The organism is Stenotrophomonas sp. TWI1183 (assembly GCF_039673115.1).
GTDB classification, from domain to species: Bacteria; Pseudomonadota; Gammaproteobacteria; order Xanthomonadales; family Xanthomonadaceae; genus Stenotrophomonas; species Stenotrophomonas maltophilia_AA.
This window is the reverse complement of sequence record NZ_JBDJKZ010000024.1, coordinates 36,435-55,581: the sequence shown is the minus strand read 5'-3', so window position 1 is coordinate 55,581 and position 19,147 is coordinate 36,435. Positions and strand designations below refer to the sequence as shown.

Here is a 19,147-nt window from a genome sequence, read left to right as displayed (position 1 = left end):
GCCGCGTGTCACCCGAGTCTGGTCACAACACCCTGCGGGCTCAACCGCAATACGTGCGAGGTGGGGGCAGTAAAACTACGGATGCCGCCACCGTGGCACCTCACTGCAGTCCCGCTGCCTTGCAGGCATCGACGAAGGTCGCGCCCTGTTTATCCATCGCCGTTTTCACGATCTGATTGGCTTTCACGAGCGCGGCGCTGGGCGTGGCCCATTGCGCTTCGGGCAGTGCCTGGGACCAGGCCACCACAGTGTCCGGCAGCACAGGTCGGTCCCGGCGATGAACCCATTCGGCCAGCAGATAAGGCGCCTTCCAGAACGTCAGTAGGCGCCAGAGGTACCAGCGACGAAGCGGCCAGTAGGAGCGCGTGCTGTATCCGTACTTCTCCCGTTGCTCCGGGGTCAGATCGTCGCCGCCATCGTCCAGCGAACCCATCGCGCGCGCATCCTCACGCTCGATCTCGAAGGTGTGCATGCCCTCGTAGGTCTTCAGGCGATCCGCGCTGGGCGTGAGGCCCAGTGCCTTGAACCAGGGGTTCGGCGCATTGAACTGCTGATGGTCTTCCATGTAGTTGCGGATCGCCGTCCACATGCCCAGGGAGTGCGAATCACTCGGCTGGGACAACAGGATGAACTGCACCCTGTCCAGCGCTTCATCCTCCAGCCCCATGCCGAAGGTGTACTGGCGGGTCGCGCCGTAAGCGGTCACGCCCTGGGAACTGGATACCCAGGCGACAACGCTTTCCCATGGCACGATCAGGACGCGGCGGGTCTTGCGGTCGATGTAGCAGACTTCGCGGCGCTGGCGGTTGAAGCGCACGGGGTAGGGCTTGTCACGCTTGAATGTGTCACCGAGCAGGCCGTAGGCGAATGCTCCCAAGGGAAGCAGGCCGCCAAGCGACCCCAGTGCAAACACCTGGATGAACGATTTCAACTCGCCCCAGGGATCCGGCCAGTTCTGCGGATAGGCGAGCACGCCATACAGAACCATAAGGGCCGGCACGCCGACCACCATCAGCACCAGCAACGAGATGGCCCCGGCCAGCCATTTGCTTCCCTCCACCGTTCCCCAGTTGCTTCCGCCCATCTCCAGGAACACATCATTCACGTCCGAGAAGTTTCGACGGGATGCCTGGACCTGGCCGGTGTGAACCGGCAACGGGGACAGGAACAGGGTCTCGCTCAGGCCTTCGACCCGGATTTCCCCCGCTGAAGGACGTTGACTGCGGACGTCGGGACCTGGTTCAGCCGCAACCTCCTTGTTGCTTCCCTTGAAGAGACGTTTGAACACGCGCTGTTGCCGGATGGACAACGTTGCATGATTTCACACGGGATATCGACTGTCACCGGGCGGGAAAACAACCCGGCGTATAGTGAACCCATCCTCACCGCAAGGATCAATGCTATGCAGAAGGGCTCGGATCTACTGGTCAAGGCGCTGGAAAACGAAGGCGTAGACCGCATCTTTGGCGTGCCGGGCGAGGAGAACCTGGACTTCCTAGAGTCGCTGCGGAACTCGCGCATCCAGCTGGTCCTCACCCGCCACGAGCAGGCGGCCGCGTTCATGGCCGCCACCCACGGCCGGCTCACTGGGCGGCCCGGCGTGTGCCTGGCCACGCTCGGCCCGGGCGCACTGAACTTCTCGACCGGCGCGGCCTATGCCCACCTTGGTGCGTGGCCGATGATTCTCATCACCGGGCAGAAGGCTGTGATGAGCGCCAAGCAGGCGCGCTTCCAGATCGTGGACATCGTGGCGTCGATGAAGCCGCTCACGAAGATGACGCGCCAGATCGTCAGCCCGGCCGCGATTCCCGCCACCGTGCGGGATGCGTTCCGCGTGGCGATGGAAGAACGCCCTGGCCCGGTTCACCTGGAGCTCCCGGAGGATGTCGCCGGTGAGGAAGTGGACGATGTGCCCGTCATTCCGGTGCATCCCCTGGAACGTCCGATCGCGCCTGCTGCCGCGCTGGATAGGGCGGAAGCCGCCATCCTCGCTGCCAAGCGACCGCTGGTGATGATCGGCGCGGCCGCAAGCCGGCCGTGGCTCACCGAGGCGCTGTCCGCGTTCGTGGCGCGCACGCGGCTGCCGTTCTTCAACACGCAGATGGGCAAGGGTGCGGTGACCGGTGGCTCCAACCTCTACATGGGTACGGCCGCACTGTCCGAGGGCGACTATGTACATGAGGCCGTCGCCCGCGCGGACCTGATCATCGCCATCGGCCATGACACCGTTGAAAAGCCCCCGTTCCTGATGAAGAGCGGCGGTGGCCCAAAGGTCATCCATATCAGCTTCCAGTCGGCCACGGTCGAGCAGGTCTACCACCCCGATATCGAGGTGCTGGGCGACATCGGCCCCTCGGTGGATGCCCTGGCCAATCGGCTGGAGGGGCGCCTGACGGCCGATGAGGGCATGATCGAGCTGCGCCAGAACATCCTGGCCCGGCTCAACGACCGCGCGGAGGAGGACCGATTCCCGGTGACGCCGCAGCGGCTGGTGCATGACGTGCGCCAGTCCATGCCGGATGACGGCATCGTCTGCCTCGACAATGGCATGTACAAGATCTGGTTCGCGCGCAACTACCGCACACATGTCGCCAACACGCTGCTGGTCGACAATGCGCTGGCCACGATGGGGGCCGGCCTGCCGTCCGCCATGATGGCCGCGATGCTGTACCCGAAGCGGCGCGTCATGGCCGTGTGCGGCGATGGCGGTTTCATGATGAACTCGCAGGAGATGGAAACCGCCGTCCGGCTCGGGCTCAACCTTGTCGTAGTGATCCTCAACGACAGTGCCTACGGCATGATCCGCTGGAAGCAGGCGGTGGATGGCTTCGAGGATTTCGGGATGCGCTTTGGCAACCCTGATTTCGTGAAGTATGCCGAGGCCTACGGCGCGAAGGGCAGCCGGGTGACGGCCGTCGACCAGTTGGTGCCGATGATCGAAGCCGCCTTCGCGGGCGGCGGCGTCCACGTGCTGGACGTGCCCATCGACTATTCCGAGAACACCCGCGTGCTGGTTGATGAACTGCGCAACCGCACCCCGAACGTGGGCTGCGCATGATCGCCTCCGATGCCACCCCCTCAAGGAGTCCCGCATGCTGACCGTTGTACAGGCCTTCGACCGCGCCCCGATCGCAGAAATCGGCTTCGACACTGCCACCGCGCTGGAGCACAAGCTCAGCGCCGCCGAACGGGTCTTCAAGGACCGCGACGGCTGGCTCGCGCCGCACGCGCGCATCGCGATCCTGCGCAGGCTCGCCGGCTTGATGGACGCCAGGCGCGACCACCTCGCCCTGCAGATTGCCCGCGAGGGCGGCAAGCCGCTGCCGGATGCCATCATCGAGACCACGCGCGCCATCGATGGCGTCCACAACGCCGCCGATGAGCTGCGCAACTTTGCCGGCCGCGAAATACCGATGGGGCTGTCGGCAGCGTCGGAGGGACGCTGGGCGTTCACCACCCGCGAGCCCATCGGCATCGTGGCGGCGATCTCGGCCTTCAACCACCCGCTGAACCTCATCGTCCACCAGGTGGCACCGGCCATCGCGGTCGGTTGCCCGGTCATCATCAAGCCGGCCTCGGCAACGCCGCTGTCCTGCCTGGAATTCGTGGCGATGGTGCATGAGGCCGGGCTGCCCGAACCGTGGTGCCAGAGCTTCCTCCCGGAAGGCAACGACCTTGCCGAAGCGCTGGCCACCGACCGCCGCGTTGCGTTCCTGAGTTTCATCGGCTCGGCGCGGGTAGGGTGGTCGCTGCATGCCAAGCTGGCACACGGTGCACGTTCGGCGCTGGAGCATGGCGGCGTTGCGCCGGCCCTCGTCGACCGCAGTGCCGATCTGGCCAAGGTCATCGAGCCGATCGTCAAAAGCGGCTACTACCATGCGGGCCAGGTGTGCGTCTCCACGCAGCGCATCTTCGTCCACGACGCGGTTGCCGATGACTTCACCCAAGCCCTCATCGCCCGGGTCGAACGCCTGCGCACCGGCGATCCCACGCTGAAGGACACCGAGGTAGGCCCGCTGATCCAGCCACGCGAGGCGGACCGCGTCACCGAATGGATCGAGGAGGCCGTGCGCGGCGGCGCGCAGCTCGCCACGGGCGGCAAGCGCCTCTCGGAGACCACACTGCAGCCCACCGTGCTGCTCGATCCGGCCAGTGACGCGCGGGTGACCACGCAGGAAATCTTCGGCCCGGTGGTGGCGGTCTATCGCTACACCGACCTCGACGAGGCGATCGCGCGCGCCAACTCCCTGCCTACCGCCTTCCAGGCCAGTGTGTTCGCCCAGGATATCGACATCGCCCTGCGCGCCGCCAACCGGCTGGATGCCTCGGCCGTGATGATCAACGACCCCACGGCGTTCCGCACCGACTGGATGCCCTTCGCCGGCCGCCGCGAGTCGGGCTACGGCACCGGGGGCATTCCGTACACGATGCGGGACATGTCACAGGAGAAGATGATCCTGATGCGCAGGAGCTGAGCCCGGCGCGCGAAATGCGGAGCGCCGCCTACCGGCACTCCGCGTCAGCCCAACATCACCGTAGATGTGGCTCGGCCCGTTCTTCCGCGTAGGCTTTCAGTGAACGCATGGTTCGAGGAAGCCCTTCCCGAACCTGCCTGGCAACGCCTGGCCCGAACAGAAACGCAAGAGCGCCCGTGAACCACACGCGGTGGACAACTTCGGCGCCGCCGCTGGCCGGAGATACCGTGTGCTCGAAGTGCATGCGAAACAGAGGAATGTGGCCCTCTACAGTGAATGAACGACCCTCGGAACGCTCGGTGACAACCATCGGAACGCCCATGCCTTTGCTGGGAACTATCCGGCCCCTGGTTCCGACTGCGAATGGCCCATTGAGCTCGGCCTGCTTCGTATCCGGATCCCAAAGATGCCATCGATCGACCTCGCTCCAAATGTGGTCAATGACGCCAGGTGAGACTGCGATGAGGATGCGTTCTTCGATAAGCATAAGTGGGCAGGTCTCTATCCATGGTTACATGGCAGCAAGCATATCCCGCCCGTGCGCTCGCCATGCGCGCCTCCTGCCGACCGGCCTGGCTTAGAAGATCCATCCACTCAGCGGGCGTTGTTGGCCGCGCCCTGGTCATGCAGGCTGCGCAGCTTCTTCTTGTTGATCTTGCCGACGCTGGTGCGTTCTATCGCCTCCACGAAGCTGACCCGGTCCGGGATCGCGTAGCGGGAGATATCGCCTGAGCGGCTGCGCGCTGCGACCAGTTCGATGATCTCGGCTTCGGTCACCGCGCTGTTGGCATGGGTGACCACCAACGGCAGCGGTCGCTCGCCCCATTTCGCATCGCTGACGCCGATCACGGCGACCTCGCTGACCGCCGGATGCAGGGCAATGATGTCTTCCAGCGCGAGCGAGGAAATCCACTCGCCGCCCGTCTTGATCACATCCTTGATGCGGTCGGTGACGCGCAGGTAGCCGCCGGCGTCGATGTTGCCGATGTCTCCGGTATGCAGATAGCCGCCCGCCCATAGCGCCGCCGACGCATCCGGGTCGTGCAGATAGCCTTCGGTGAGCCAGGGCGCGCGCACCACCACCTCGCCGGTGGCGATGCCATCGTGGGCCACGTCGTTCATGGTGTCGTCCACGATCCGCAGGTCCACCAGCGGCACCGGGATGCCGGCCTTGGTCCGCAACGACAGCGCCTCAGCCGAACCCGCCACGGCCTCGGTATCTATCTGGGCAAGGGTGAGCAGGGGGCAGGTCTCGGACATGCCGTAGCCACCGAAAATGTCGATGCCGCGGGCCAGAGCCCGTTGCGCCAGTGCGCGGGGCAAGGCAGCGCCGCCGATGACCACTTTCCAGCCGCCAAGATCGGTCTGTGCAGCGGCGGGATGGTCGAGCAGCATATGCAGGATGGTCGGCACGCAGTGCGAGAAGGTCACCTTCTCGCACGCGATCAGCTCCAGCAGGCGGCCCGGCAGATAGCGGCCGGGATAGACCTGTTTGAGGCCCATCAGCGTGGCCACGTAGGGCAGGCCCCAGGCATGGACGTGGAACATCGGCGTGATCGGCATGTAGACATCGTCACGATGCAGGCGCCCCTGGCTGGCTGCACTGCCCAGGGCCGCCATCCCCGCCAGTGAGTGCAGCACCAGTTGCCGATGAGTGAAGTAGACCCCTTTGGGCAGGCCGGTGGTGCCGGTCGTGTAGAACGTGGTGGCGCGGGTGTTCTCGTCGAAGTCCGGGAAGTGGGTGATGGGCGTGGCCTCACGCAGGCCGGCTTCGTACTCGGCTGCGAAACCGGTCGGCAGCGGGCCATCGGCATCATCCAGCAGGATCCGGGTGCGCAGATCCGGCAGCTGTTCATCGATGCCTTCGAGCACCGGCAGGAACTCGCGATTGGCCAGCAGCACCCGCGCGCCACTGTGATTGAGCGTGTAGGCGATCTGTTCGGGAGCAAGGCGGACGTTCACCATCATCAGTACCGCACCGATCATCGGCACCGCGAAGTAACTCTCCAGGTAGCGGTTGCTGTCCCAGTCCATCACCGCCACGGTATCGCCGTGCTTCACCCCGAGCGACGTCAGCAAGCCGGCCAACTGGCCGATGCGCGCCTGCAAGGTGCGGTAGTCGAAGCGGACCGCTTCGCCGCACACTATCTCCTGCTCCGGACGCACCGCCAGTGGTGTATGCAGCAGCTGCTTGATCAGCAGCGGATACGCATGGGGCCCGGGGAGGGACGAGGACGCGGCGGTGGAGAGCGACATGGGGTTTTCCTGGGAGACAGCGCGTCAGCGGCCGGGACTGGCCTGGGGCGCGGGAATGGACAGGGTGTCGCGCAGCAGCGGGGCGTCCGCACGGGGTGTCGGGTGGATGAGCGCATCCCGTGGCAGAGCGCGGGCGGGATCCTCAAGGTGATCCCACACCTGGTCCAGGGCGGCGAACATGTAGGGCAGCAACGGCACGTAACGCGTCCGGTAGTCCGGGAAGCCCAACAGCGAGTCGAAGTGCTGGGCGTTGTCCACCCGCCAGTACGCAATCTGCGCTCCGGCACTGCGTGCGAGCGCCACGTAACGATCACTGGTCATCCCGATCGGCACCAGGCCGTCGTCGAGGCCATGGATGACCACGATCGGCAGGCCGCGGCGCGGGGCCTTGACCGCCGCCTCGGCGATGCCGGCGCGTACCCGCCGTGCATCGGCGCTGTCGGCACTGCCAAGCGCGCGCAGGCAATTCAAACCGTGCAGCGGATCCTCTGCCGACTGTGCCGCGCCACCGTCCACCAGCACCACGCCACTGCCCGGTGGGATGCCACTGCCTTCGCTCCACCAGGTGGAACGACCCTCGACAGCCGCCGGACCGGGGCTACCGTCAGCAGCGGCGGCCGAAAAGCTGTACGCACAGGGATGTTCGCCCGGGCCGTAGCGTCCATAGGCCGATGCGTAGGTCACCGCGATCGCGCGCCACAGATCGAACCCGGTCGGAAACGCGCCGGCGCGGAGGGCGCCGTCGCTCAGCCCTGCGTCGGCAAGCTGCTGGCGTGCAGACTGTGCCTGTGCCGCGGTGTCATCACCCTGGACCCATCCGCCGGACTTCAGCAGGGCGCAGCGCTGCGCGCCTGCCGGTGCTCCCTGTGACTGCAGGGGTGGCTGTGGCAGATCATCGAGTGCCAGCAACGCACAGGGCATCAGCAGCGCCGATCGGGTAACGAAATCGTACAGCGGTGGCGCGCCCGCGACCGACACGTTGGGCTCGCCCGCCACCATCGCATCGAACCCGGCGCCCTCGATCTCCGCCGCACGCAGCACGGCACCACCGCCATTGGATACGCCCACCCCCAGCGTGCGCGTCGTCGCCGTGGTAAAGGGAGCGGAGCGGGGGTAGGCGCGGTCCAGTGCCTGCAGCCCGAACTGCAGTGCCTGCAGCAGATGTCGGCCCCAGTCCGCCTCGGGGTTGTCTCCCGAATGCGCGTGTTTGAACGCAACGCCGTGCGCGGCCGCCGTGGCTGCGGGCACGAAGGCCAATGGGCCCTCGCCAGCAGGCGTGCCGTCGGCCTGGACGCCGATGCGGGCGTCGAGGTCGTAGTAGTCGCTGCCGGCGCCCTTGTCGGTGTAGGCGACGGCGCACCCATGGGCCAGGCCCCAGCTCCCGGCAACCGCAATCGCGCCGTAGATGCCACGCGAGCCGGACGAGGCGGCGACGACCAGGCAGCGTCTGGAGGTATCGAAGGTGTCGGGCACCTGCACCAGCACGCGATGGGGATGGCGGGCGCCGGGGACGCGCGCGTAGGCCGAGAACTCGCGCCCCGGGGCCGGCTGCAGGCTGCCGTAGACATCGCCGAAGCCACCGCCCGGGGTCAGGTCGGCGATGCCGCGCCAACTGCTCCAGATCGCGCGGCGCCGTGCTTCCCCGGCCGTCGGTCGCGCTGGGCTGACGAATGCCGGTGCGGTGGCCAAGCGCAGTGCATCGATTCCCAAGCCTGCCGTCAGCAGGTCATCGTTGCCGCGATGCGTGGTTTCCCGCCACTGTTCGAACACCGGCGCGGCACCATCCGCACGGGGTTGGGCGGCATGGGCAACGGCGAGGCACCCCGACAACAGCGGCAGCGCGGCGTACAGCAGTACAACGGGGCGACGGATGTTCATGGCGCCACACTAGCAAGCCGGTCGGGACGCGCCAGCGTACCTAGGTACCCGTGCCCGATCGCGGACGATTTGCTAACCTCGGCTGGACATGCCGACCCTGCTCATTGCCGATGACCACCCCTTGTTCCGCGCTGCGCTGCATCGCGCGGCCGAGGAGGCGGTGGTCGATCTGCAGATCAGCGAGGCCGATTCACTGCACAGCGTGCTGGAAGCGATCGAGCACCAGCAGATCGACCTGATGCTGCTGGACCTGCATATGCCGGGCAACCACGGGCTTGCCGGGCTGGCGACCATACGTGCATTGCAGCCTGGGTTGGCGATCATCATCGTCTCGGCCAATGAAGAGCCGCACGTCATCCGCCGCGCGATCGACCTGGGTGCGGCAGGCTACCTGCCCAAGAGTTCGGGGCTGACCGATCTGCAGTCTGCGCTGCAGTCCGTGCTGGAAGGTGAGCGCTGGATCCCGGCGATGCTGCGAGAGCCGGTGGCGCGGGTGGCGCCCTTCAGCAAGGACGCCGATCTTGCCGCGCGCCTGGCCAGCCTGTCTCCGCATCAATACAAGGTGCTCAGCCTGGTGGCCGAAGGACTGCTCAACAAGCAGATCGCCGACCGGCTGGGCGTGCAGCTGCGCACCGTCAAGGCGCATATGACCCGCATCATGGGCCGCCTGGGGGTGCGCAATCGTGCGCAGGCCATCCGCGTGCTGCACGAAATGGGGTTGACCGATCCATCCCGACAGCTCGAAGCGGCACAGGACGCCTGATCCGCGGCACGGACATCGCTTGGCCAGCGCATTGCCGGGGCCTCAGGGCGTTGCCGTGCCCGGCTTGGCCAACAGGTGATTGATGGCCCAGCGCAGCGCCAAAGGCTTGAATGGTTTGTTCAGCAGCGATAGACCCACCTCGCGCACCGCGTCGCGCGTGTCACCGACGGTATCGGCGCTGAGAATCACGGTCGGCCGCGGGCCATGGACGGCAACCAGCCGTTTCCAGAGCGCGACGCCGGTATCGCCATCGTCGAGGTGGTAGTCGAACAACCACAACGCGGCTTCGTGCGCCGACGCCTCCAGCGCGCTCGGGTCGCACACTGCAATGACGTCGCAACCCCAGGAGAGCAGCATCTGCCGCATGGCCTCCAGCGCGTCCGGATCGTTATCGACCACCAGCACCCGCAGGCCCTTGATGGCGCTGCTGCCGCTGGCGGCGGGCTCCGTTCGTGGTGTTGCGGGAGGCACTGACCGCGCCACGGTGATGGAGAAGGCCGAGCCGCGCTCGAGCACGCTGTGCAGGTGCAGCGGCGCATGCAGCAGGGCGGCGATCCGGTGCGCAATGGTCAGGCCAAGACCCAAGCCTTGCCCGATGCTGCGGTCACCGCGATGGAACTCCTCGAACACCACCGCCTGCTGCGTCGGCGCGATGCCGGGTCCACTGTCATGCACCCCGATCAACAGCCCGTGGCCCTGGCGACGCACCCCCAGCAGGACACCACCGGCGCGGGTGTAGCGGATGGCATTGGCCAGGAAGTTCTGCAACACGCGGCGCAGCAGCAAGGGGTCGCTGTGCACCCAGGCGCGGGTGCGCACATAACGGAACTGCAGGCCGTGCGCGGCGGCCAGCACGGCGAACTCCTGCGCCAGCGGATCCAGCACGGTGGACAGCGCGAACGGGCGCGGATCGGCGACCAGCCCGCCGGCCTCCAACCGTGAAATATCCAGCAGGCCCGACAGCAGGTCGTCGGTGGAGTCCAAGGCGCCACGGATCTGGCGAAGGAAGCTGTCCAGGAACTCGGAGTCGATGTGCTGCGACATCGCATCGGTCAGCAACTGCGCCGCGTGCAGGGGCTGGATCAGATCGTGGCCGACCGCCGTCAGGAAGCGGGTCTTGGCCACGTTCGCGCGCTCGGCTTCGTGCACGGCCAGCTCCAGCCTGGCCGTGCGGTCCTGCACGCGGCGCTCCAGGGTCTCGTTGCTGCGCTTGAGTGCGTCCTCGGCCCGGCGGAAGGCAGTGACGTCGGTGAATGTCGCCACGTAACCACCCCCCGGCATCGGGTTGCCGCGGATCTCGACGATCGTGTCATCCGGGAAGATCCGTTCGGACAGATGCGGCGTGCCGCGCCGCATGTGCACCACGCGGCGCTGCAGTGCCTTGTCGGGCGTGTCGCCGGGGGTGTCGCCGATTTTCAGTTGGCCCAACGCCCACGCCGTGAGGTTGACCACCGGCTGCCCCACCTGCAGCAGCTCCGGGGGGAACTTGAACAATGCGGCATAGCGGCTGTTCCATGCCACCAGCTGCAGCTGCGCGTCGACCACGCTGATGCCCTGGCTCATGTTCTCCAGCGCCGCTTCCAGCAGGCGCTGGTTGAAGCGCAGCACCTGGGTGGCTTCGCCCACCGCGCGGGTGACCGCGTCCAGGGGCGCGGCGCCGCCATCGCGTGCGGCTTCCACCAGCAGCCGCGCCATGCCCGCACCCACCACGGCGGTCAGTTCACGTTCGATGGCGGTGACCCGGTCGTCATCCAGCATCTGCCCGGCGTGCCCGTCCATCAGCTGCCGTGCCCGCTCCTGGCCGAGGAAGCGACCGGCGGTCTTGCGCAACGACGCCGCCGCCACCGCGTCGCGCTGTCGCGGCAGCGAGGGACGTACCGCACGCGACACCAGCACGACGGTCACCAGGTTGACCGCCAGACTGGCGCCCATGCTGATGGCGATATGGCCCGGTTGCGGACGCAACGAGAACATCGCCAGCCAGTGCAGCCCGCCCGGGTTGGCCGACGGCGGTGGGGTCGGGACCACCATCGGCAGCAGCACCAGCCACAGCCAGACCAGCAATCCCAGCACGATGCCGGCGATGATCGCCGGGGAGGGCGTGCGCGGGCGGTACACCGCCAGCAGCACCGCCGGTGCCAACTGCGAGAGCGCGGTGAACGACATCAGGCCGAAATCGCTGAGTGCCTCGGTGCCGCTCATCGCGCGGCTGTACAGCCACGCCATCAGGAAGACGGCGAGGATGCCGGCGCGGCGGAAGGCCAGCACGCGGGGACGCAGGTCGGCACCGGCGTTGACGCCATGGACGCCTCCCAGCAGCCGTGACCCCACGCCATGGTTGCCGAGCATGATCGACAGGGTCAGCCCGGACAGGATCATCATGCCGGTGGCGGCGCTCAGACTGCCCAGGTAGGCCAGCAAGGCCAGCAGGTGGTGCCCTCGCGCCTGCGGCAGGGCCAGCACGTACAGATCGGGCGACACCGAGGGCGGCAGCTGCGCGGCACCGGCCAGCGCCATCGGCACCGACGGCAGTCCGATCAGCAGCAGATACACCGGGAACAGCCAGCGCGCCGTCTTCAGGTCCGACGACTGGCGCAGCTCGACCACACCCACATGGAACTGATGGGGCAGGGTGAACGCAGCCATCGCACCGAGTGCCACCATGGTCAGGTAGTCCGGCAGGACCGCTGGCGGCGGCAGCTCAGCCATCTTCTCAAGCAGGGGCGTGCCCACCTGCTGCACCGACAGCCCGGCATACAGGCCGATGGCCAGCAGCGCCGCCAGTTTCAACAGTGATTCCAGGCCCAGCGCGACCACGATGCCGCGGTTGTGCTCGGTGGCCGACGCCTTGCGCGCACCGAACAGGGTGGTGAACGCCGCCATCGTCAGCGCGAACCAGAACGACATGTCCAGCTGCCACCCGACGGGCGCGAATTGATCGCCGAGCAAGGTGCCAAGCCCTTGGCTGACCGCTTTGAGCTGCAGTGCGATGTAGGGAATGATGCCGAACAACGCGACCAGGGTGATGGTGGCACCCAGCCCTTGATCGGCACGCAGCCGCGCGACCACCAGATCGGCGATGGTCGCGCTGTTGTGCTGCTTGGCCAGTCGTCCCAGCCGCGCCAGGAACGGCAGGCCGAAAGCGAAGATCAGCGCCATGCCGATCAGCGTCGGCGGGATCGGGAAGCCCCATTGCACGCCCTGCGAGGCTGCCCCGTAATACGTCCATGCGGTGCAGTGCACGCCCAGCGACAGCGCATAGATGGCGGGCCATGCCTTCGTGAGGCGGTGCCCCTGGCGTTCGCCCCACAGCGCGACGCCGAACAACAGTACGGTCCACGCGATGCAGGCGAACAGGACGATGGAGGGCGTCAACATCGCTCCAGTGTAGAGAGAACCGCAGCCGGCGTGCAGCACGCCAGCCATGCGGTGTGGGGCGGAGCGGGACTAGCCGGCGACGATCAACGACAGCTGCTCGGCGACCAGTGCCACCTCGCCGCCGGGGACCACTTCCACGGTCTTGTGCTGGGTCAGCAGCCACTGACCCGGCTGGCGCGCTTCCAATGACACCAGCCGCGAGCGCACCCGCACCTCCGAGCCGCTGGGCACCGGCGCCAGGAAGCGCACCTTGTTCAACCCGTAGTTCAGTACATGGGCGATGCCGGGGAAGCCGACCAGGGCGGCCACATCCTCTTCGACAGTGAGCGAGAGCAGGAGGAAGCCATGCGCGATGGTCTGCCCGCCCGGCAACCCGGCCGCTGCGCGGACCGGATCGACGTGGATCCAGTTGTGGTCACCGGTGGCGTCCGCGAACGCATCGATGCGCGGCTGCGCGATCCGCATGACGCCGCCCAGCCGCTCGTGGGCCGCCCATTGCTGCAGGGCCTGCAGGGCGGCAGGCAGCGCTTCGCTCGATGCAGCGGCAGTCATCGCACACGCTCCAGCAGGGCCAGGATCGCGTCACGCGCCGCCGGTTCGGACAAGGTCGGCGCATGGCCCACCTCCGGCACCTCGACCAGACGGGCGTTCGTCGATGTCGCGGCCATCTGCCGTGCCACATCGGCAGGCAGGATGTCCGACAACGCGCCACGCACCACCAGCACCGGCACGCGTGCCGTCAGCCCACGCACCGCGCGCCACAGCACCGGGCGCAGCAGCCACAGCACCCACGGCCGGGTCGTGCGGATCACCGCCGGATCGTAGTCCAGCACCAGCATCCCATCCTCGCGCTGGCGGAAGGTGCGTGAGGCCATCGCCCGCCAGTCCTCGGCGGTGAAGCGGGGGAACGCGGCCTTGCCGATGGATTCCACGTAGGCGGTGGCCTGCGCCGGATCCATCGGCGGCACGGGCTTGCCGGCGTACTTGCCGATCCGTGCCAGGGCGTCGCGCGGCACCTTGGGGCCGGCATCGTTCAATACCGCGCCGGCGATAAGTCCGGGCGCACGGGAGGCGAGGGTGATGGTCACCAGCACGCCCAGCGAAGTACCGATGAACACGGCCTTATCGATGTTCTGCGAGCGTAGCAGCGCCACCATGTCGTCGGCATACGCCCGTGGGTTGTAGCCGGACGGGTCCGGCGCGCGTTCTGAACCTGCGCGCCCGCGCAGGTCGACAGCGATCACGCGCCAACCGGCCGCGGTCAGTGAACCGGCCAGCGCATCGAAATCGGCGCCGTTGCGGGTCAGACCGGGGATACAGACCACCGTGCCCCGGGGCGCTTGCCCCGCTTGTGGCGCATGGTCGCGCGCGTGCAGGCGCAGGCCATCGTCACTGTTCCAGTACAGATCATCGTAAGACGGCGTCATGCAGGTGATTCCTAGAAATCGTAACGGGCACTGAGACTATATTGGCGCGGCGGACCATAGAACCCGATCAGCGTGCCGACAGCCGGGATGTTGTAGCCGGTGGTCCGATACGCCTTGTCGGCCAGGTTGGTGCCCTGCAGCGAGAACGTCCAGGCCTCATCGAGCTTCCAGATCACACCGGCGTTGACCAGTCCGTAGCCGTCCTGGCGGATCACCGGGCTGAGGTCGGTGGTCGGCCACACTTCACTCTGGTAGCTGTAGCTCACGCGTGCGGACAGATTGCCGCCGCGGGCCAGCTCGGTGCGGTACTCCACGTTCAACGCGCCCGAGAAGTCCGGTGCGTTGGTGAACTTCATCTGGTCGGCGACGTTGACGCCGCGATCCAGGTATTCGTCGTACTTGGCGTCCAGCCAGGCCAGGTTGCCCGAGATCAACCAGTGCTGGCTGGGCAGGTACTGGTACTCGATCTCCAGACCATTGATGGTGCCGGAGCCGGCATTGGTGAAGTCGCCGAAGAAGCCGTCATCCACGCCATCGCCATTGGTATCGATGCCGGTGAACACGGACAGCTGGATGTCCTTGTACTTGTTGTGGAAGGCCGAGAGGTTCAGGAACAGACGCTGGTCGAGGAAGGCCATCTTGCTGCCTATCTCCAAACTGTCGACGGTTTCGTCATCGAACGGCTCGGCCGAGCGCGGCACCGCCACGGCGTTGGCGCGGATGTTGTAGCCGCCCGACTTGAATCCCCGCGTGGCAAGACCGTAGACCATGATGTCCGGCGTGACCTGATAGTCCAGAGAGACCTTCGGCGAGACGTTCTTGAAGTTGGTCTTCTTGTCGAAATCCGCCGTCACGGCGACCGGCCGGCTGAAGGTCGGATCGGAATAGAGGCGGTTCAGCACGATCGCGCGCTTGTCTTCGTCGGTGTAGCGGGCGCCTGCGTCAAGCTTGAGCCTGCTGGTCAGGTCGAAGGTCCAGTCCGCATACAGCGCGATGCTGTCGGTCAGCACCTTGCCCTGGTTGTCCGCGAACTGCGCGCTGAAGTAGTTGTTCTGGATCTGACCACCGGCTTCACCGCTGAACTGGTAGAGGCCCACGACGCCGCGCACACGGCCCCCCGCATCGTAGTTGAGCTGCACCTCGTTGCTGACCTGGTTGTCGTTGTAGGTACCGCCAACGTCGGCCAGCTTCACCGGCGTACTGTCGAAGTCGATGTTAGCCTCGCTGTCCGATTCGCGCTTGGCCACCACGTACTTCAGCGCCACGTCCTCGCTGGGTCGCCAGTTCACCGTCGCCGAGGCGCCCTTCGTCTCCACGCTGTTGAGGTTGCGCATGCCCGAACGGATGTCGTAGCGGTCATCCATCGGCGGGTACGCCCGCAGGAACGGGTTGGGTGCCAGCATCCTGGAACCCCGCATGCCCGACTGGTCATCGACCCAGTCCAAGGCGAACTGCACGTCGAGATCGTCGCCCGCGTACGCACCCAGGTTCAAACGCGCGGCATTGATCTGCTTGTCGCTGACCGGCTGGCCGTTGAACGTGTTCTCGCCGAAGCCGTCACGATTCATGCTGGCCACCGCCACGCGGGCACGCAGGCCACTGTCCGGCCCGCCCAGCGGCCCACCGATGGCCGCCTTGGCATCCAGCTGGTTGTAGTTGCCCGCGGTGATCTGGGCGAACCCTTCGGTCTGGGTCGGCAGGCCACGCGAGATGTACTTGATCGCACCGCCGATGGTGTTCTTGCCATACAGCGTGCCCTGCGGGCCGCGCAGCACCTCGATGCGCGATACGTCGAACACATCCAGCAGCGCACCCTGCGGGCGCGCGATGTAGACGTCGTCCAGGTAGATGCCCACGCCCGGGTCAGCCCCCCAGGTCGGGTCGGATTGGCCGACGCCGCGGATGTACGCCGTGACCGTGCTGCTGGCACCGCGTGCAGCGTAGATGGTCAGGTTGGGCACCTGTCCGTCCAGGTCGCTGATGTCCTGCACGTTCATCCTGTCCAGGGCTTCGGCGGTGAAGGCCGTGACGGCCACCGGGACTTCCTGCAGTGTTTCCTCGCGCTTGCGCGCGGTGACCGTGATGCTGTCCAGCGTGGTGGCCGATGCGGTCCTGCCCGCCGATGGCGCGGCCTGTGGTGCGTCCTGCGCCAGTACCGGCCCGGAGGCCAACAGCGTGCCGATCATCAGGCTCAAACAGTTCCGCTTCATTCGGTCCTCCCCCCAGGCATGTGCATTGCAGATGGCCCATTGCCACCCCTGGAGCCTAGGCTAGCGGTGCCGGGGTACACCGGCGAGTGGACCTAGGTCCAGTCGGCAGCGACCGCCAGATCGGGATACTGGGCGCATCCTCAGCGGGACGCGCCGAATGTCGTTATTGATCGTACTTGCAGCACTGGGCTTCCTCATCCTGGCCGCCTACCGGGGTTACAGCGTGATCCTGATCGCGCCCATCGCCGCGCTCGGCGCCGTGCTGCTGACCGACCCCTCGCTGGTGGCACCGATGTTCACCGGCTTGTTCATGGACAGGATGGTCGGTTTCCTCAAGCTCTACTTCCCGGTGTTCCTGCTGGGCGCCGTGTTCGGCAAACTCATCGAACTGTCCGGATTTTCCCGCTCCATTGTCGGTGCGGCGATCCGGTTGTTCGGGCCGCAGCGGGCGATGCTGTCCATCGTGCTGGTCTCGGGCCTGCTCACCTATGGCGGCGTGTCGCTGTTCGTGGTGGTGTTCGCGGTCTATCCGTTCGCCGCCGAGATGTTCCGCCAGAGTGACATCCCGAAGCGCCTGATTCCGGCCACGCTGGGCGTGGGCGGCTTCAGCTTCACCATGGACGCGCTGCCCGGCACGCCGCAGATCCAGAACATCATCCCGACCACGTTCTTCGGCACCGATACCTGGGCGGCCCCGGTGCTGGGCACGCTCGGCAGCGTCTTCGTGCTTGCGGTGGGCATGACCTACCTGGAGTGGCGCCGCCGGGTCGCGCTGCGCAACGGCGAGGGGTACGGCGATTCGGCCACCCTGATGAACGAGCCGGCACCGTTCACCGGCACCCATCTGGCGCATGCGGGCATTGCCATCCTGCCGCTGGTGCTGGTGTTCGTCTCCAACAAGCTGTTCACGCTGGGCATGCCGCACTGGTATGGGGCCGAGCACAGCTTCGTGCCATCGGTACTGGGCAGTTCCGTACCGGTGGTGCAGGACGTGGCGAAGATCGGGGCGATCTGGGCCGTCGTCGGTGCGCTGCTGGTCGGCATCCTGTCGGTACTGGCGCTGGCCTGGCGACCGGTGGTGACGAAGTTCGCCGAGGGCACCAAGGCCGCGATCGGCGGTGCGGTGCTGGCCGCCATGAACACCGCGTCGGAATACGGCTTTGGTGCGGTGATCGCCGCACTGCCGGGTTTCATGGTCGTGGCCAACGCGCTGGGCTTCATCAAGGATCCTCTGCTGCACGAGGCGGTCACGGTCACCGGCCTGGCCGGCGTCACCGGCTCGGCGTCCGGCGGCATGAGCATCGCCCTGGCTGCGATGTCGGACACCTTCATTGCCAATGCGCAGGCCGCCGGCATCCCGATGGAGGTGCTGCATCGCGTCGCCGCGATGGCCTCGGGCGGCATGGACAGCCTGCCGCACAACGGTGCCGTCATCACCCTGCTGATGGTGACCGGGCTGACCCATCGCCAGGCCTACAAGGACATTTTTGCCGTGACCGTCATCAAGACCCTCGCGGTGTTCGTGGTGATCGGCATCTACTACGCCACCGGCTGGGTCTGACGGCGGCGTCGCAACACCCTACCCACAACTCACGCATGAGGATCTGGCGATGACATCTGGAATCGATTCGATCAAGGCGGCACTTCTGGTGGTGTGCATCTGGCTGGCAACGGCGGGCAGCGCCCTTGCGACAGGCCCCGCTGGGCATTGGGATGTGGGCCTCTACGGCAATGTGTCCGGCAGCCGCGAGTACCAGGTGTGGGTGCCGGCCGGCTACCAGGAAAGCCAACCCTTGCCCCTGCTGCTGGTGCTGCACGGCTGCGTCAACGGGCCGAACCTGATGGGCGAGGCATCGGGCTTCAACGAGGTGGCCGATACGGAAGGTTTCATCGTGGTCTTCCCCCGCCAGAACGTCACCGCCAATCCCGCACGCTGCTGGAACTGGCAGTTGCCGATCAACCAGGCGCGGGGCAGTGGCGAGGCATCGATCCTGGCCGGAATCGTGGGCCAGGTGAAGGCGGGCTACAACATCGATCCGCGCCGGGTCTACGTCACCGGCATTTCCGCCGGTGGGGCGATGACCTCAATCATGCTGGCGTGCTACTCGGACGTGTTCGCCGCTGGCGCGGTGCATTCCGGCGGCATGTACAAGGGCGCCACCACGGTGTCGGGTAGCGCCTACGCGCTGTTGGCGGGCAGCATCTACTCCCCCGACAGCAACGGACGGCTCGCGTGGCAGTGCTCGGGCTCACCCTCGCCGCGACCGATGCCGGTACTGGTGTTCCATGGCAGCGCCGATGCCACGGTCAACCCGGTGAACGGACAGCAGGCCGTGCGCCAGTTCCTGCAGACCAATGACCTGGCCGACGATGGCGTGGACAACGATTCGGTGAAGTATGTGCCGACGAGCACTTTCCAGGGCCAGGTGCCCGGCGGGCGCGCTTACACGGTGGACACGTACACCTATGGGGGCAGGACGCTGGCCCAGCATTATGTGGTGCAGGGGATGGGGCATGCCTGGAGCGGCAGCCAGTCCGGGTTACCGTTCACCGATCCGAAGGGGCCGGATGCCACGCTGATTACCTGGCTGTTCCTGAGGGATCAGCAGCGTTGAAGGCGCGGACCGAAGGCCCGCTCAGAGGGCGGGGAGGGGCGCCCGATCTACCCGGGATACCGGACGATGGAGCCCCGGAGAATGTACTTTCGGATGCCTGACACCTGTCACTTGTGATGGGTCGGTGCAAAGCGAGAATGGAGCC

Annotated in this window: 12 protein-coding genes; 5 read left to right on the top strand and 7 right to left on the bottom strand. The window is 66.6% G+C overall.

Annotated elements, in window-relative coordinates; genetic code table 11:
- Positions 1–100 precede the first annotated feature (100 nt).
- Positions 101–1,288 carry a DUF6708 domain-containing protein gene (locus ABE434_RS17375; RefSeq protein ID WP_346479683.1) on the bottom strand — a complete coding sequence of 396 codons (1,188 nt, stop codon included), beginning with the start codon at positions 1,286–1,288 and terminating at the stop codon, positions 101–103.
- Between the two features lie 114 nt (positions 1,289–1,402).
- On the opposite strand from ABE434_RS17375, the gene ABE434_RS17370 reads away from it, so the two are divergent.
- Positions 1,403–3,058, top strand: a complete 1,656-nt coding sequence (locus ABE434_RS17370; RefSeq protein WP_346479691.1) for an acetolactate synthase large subunit — start codon at positions 1,403–1,405, stop codon at positions 3,056–3,058.
- Between the two features lie 34 nt (positions 3,059–3,092).
- Entirely contained in the window at positions 3,093–4,475 is a 1,383-nt protein-coding gene (locus tag ABE434_RS17365; protein ID WP_346479682.1) for an aldehyde dehydrogenase family protein, read from the top strand.
- A 594-nt stretch (positions 4,476–5,069) separates the two neighbouring features.
- Here ABE434_RS17365 and ABE434_RS17360 read toward each other — a convergent pair.
- Positions 5,070–6,731, bottom strand: coding sequence for a fatty acid--CoA ligase (locus ABE434_RS17360; protein WP_346479681.1), 1,662 nt, complete (start codon positions 6,729–6,731; stop codon positions 5,070–5,072).
- A gap of 24 nt (positions 6,732–6,755) precedes the next feature.
- Positions 6,756–8,609 (bottom strand): 3-hydroxybutyrate oligomer hydrolase family protein, encoded by a 1,854-nt coding sequence (locus tag ABE434_RS17355; protein WP_346479680.1) that lies wholly within the window; start codon positions 8,607–8,609, stop codon positions 6,756–6,758.
- Between the two features lie 88 nt (positions 8,610–8,697).
- On the opposite strand from ABE434_RS17355, the gene ABE434_RS17350 reads away from it, so the two are divergent.
- A complete protein-coding gene (locus tag ABE434_RS17350) occupies positions 8,698–9,372 on the top strand; it encodes a response regulator transcription factor (RefSeq protein WP_346479679.1) in 675 nt (224 codons plus the stop codon).
- Positions 9,373–9,414: 42 nt separating this feature from the next.
- Here the strand turns inward: ABE434_RS17350 and ABE434_RS17345 are convergent, their stop codons facing one another.
- From ABE434_RS17345 to ABE434_RS17330, 4 genes are all read right to left on the bottom strand, one after another.
- Positions 9,415–12,750: a PAS-domain containing protein gene (locus ABE434_RS17345; protein ID WP_346479678.1), complete on the bottom strand. Its 3,336-nt coding sequence runs from the start codon at positions 12,748–12,750 to the stop codon at positions 9,415–9,417.
- 69 nt (positions 12,751–12,819) lie between these two features.
- Positions 12,820–13,302, bottom strand: coding sequence for a MaoC family dehydratase (locus ABE434_RS17340; protein WP_346479677.1), 483 nt, complete (start codon positions 13,300–13,302; stop codon positions 12,820–12,822).
- Positions 13,299–14,177: an alpha/beta hydrolase gene (locus ABE434_RS17335; RefSeq protein ID WP_346479676.1), complete on the bottom strand. Its 879-nt coding sequence runs from the start codon at positions 14,175–14,177 to the stop codon at positions 13,299–13,301. Before ABE434_RS17335 ends, ABE434_RS17340 begins: the two co-directional genes overlap by 4 nt.
- Positions 14,178–14,188: 11 nt before the next feature.
- The gene (locus ABE434_RS17330) at positions 14,189–16,387 is read right to left on the bottom strand and encodes a TonB-dependent receptor (RefSeq protein ID WP_346479675.1); all 2,199 of its coding nucleotides are present in this window, start codon (positions 16,385–16,387) and stop codon (positions 14,189–14,191) included.
- A 157-nt stretch (positions 16,388–16,544) separates the two neighbouring features.
- Here ABE434_RS17330 and ABE434_RS17325 point away from each other — a divergent pair, with 157 nt between their 5' ends.
- Together ABE434_RS17325 and ABE434_RS17320 are read left to right on the top strand one after the other, a co-directional pair.
- A complete protein-coding gene (locus tag ABE434_RS17325; protein WP_346479674.1) occupies positions 16,545–17,948 on the top strand; it encodes a GntP family permease in 1,404 nt (467 codons plus the stop codon).
- Positions 17,949–17,997: 49 nt separating this feature from the next.
- Positions 17,998–19,002, top strand: coding sequence for a PHB depolymerase family esterase (locus ABE434_RS17320; RefSeq protein ID WP_346479673.1), 1,005 nt, complete (start codon positions 17,998–18,000; stop codon positions 19,000–19,002).
- The last annotated feature ends 145 nt before the right edge of the window (positions 19,003–19,147 follow it).

Coding starts and splice junctions, on each gene's coding strand:
- ABE434_RS17370 (WP_346479691.1), top strand. CDS start 1,403: ATGCAGAAGGGCTCGGATCTACTGGTCAAGGCGCTGGAAAACGAAGGC.
- ABE434_RS17365 (WP_346479682.1), top strand. CDS start 3,093: ATGCTGACCGTTGTACAGGCCTTCGACCGCGCCCCGATCGCAGAAATC.
- ABE434_RS17360 (WP_346479681.1), bottom strand. CDS start 6,731: ATGTCGCTCTCCACCGCCGCGTCCTCGTCCCTCCCCGGGCCCCATGCG.
- ABE434_RS17355 (WP_346479680.1), bottom strand. CDS start 8,609: ATGAACATCCGTCGCCCCGTTGTACTGCTGTACGCCGCGCTGCCGCTG.
- ABE434_RS17350 (WP_346479679.1), top strand. CDS start 8,698: ATGCCGACCCTGCTCATTGCCGATGACCACCCCTTGTTCCGCGCTGCG.
- ABE434_RS17345 (WP_346479678.1), bottom strand. CDS start 12,750: ATGTTGACGCCCTCCATCGTCCTGTTCGCCTGCATCGCGTGGACCGTA.
- ABE434_RS17340 (WP_346479677.1), bottom strand. CDS start 13,302: ATGACTGCCGCTGCATCGAGCGAAGCGCTGCCTGCCGCCCTGCAGGCC.
- ABE434_RS17335 (WP_346479676.1), bottom strand. CDS start 14,177: ATGACGCCGTCTTACGATGATCTGTACTGGAACAGTGACGATGGCCTG.
- ABE434_RS17330 (WP_346479675.1), bottom strand. CDS start 16,387: ATGAAGCGGAACTGTTTGAGCCTGATGATCGGCACGCTGTTGGCCTCC.
- ABE434_RS17325 (WP_346479674.1), top strand. CDS start 16,545: ATGTCGTTATTGATCGTACTTGCAGCACTGGGCTTCCTCATCCTGGCC.
- ABE434_RS17320 (WP_346479673.1), top strand. CDS start 17,998: ATGACATCTGGAATCGATTCGATCAAGGCGGCACTTCTGGTGGTGTGC.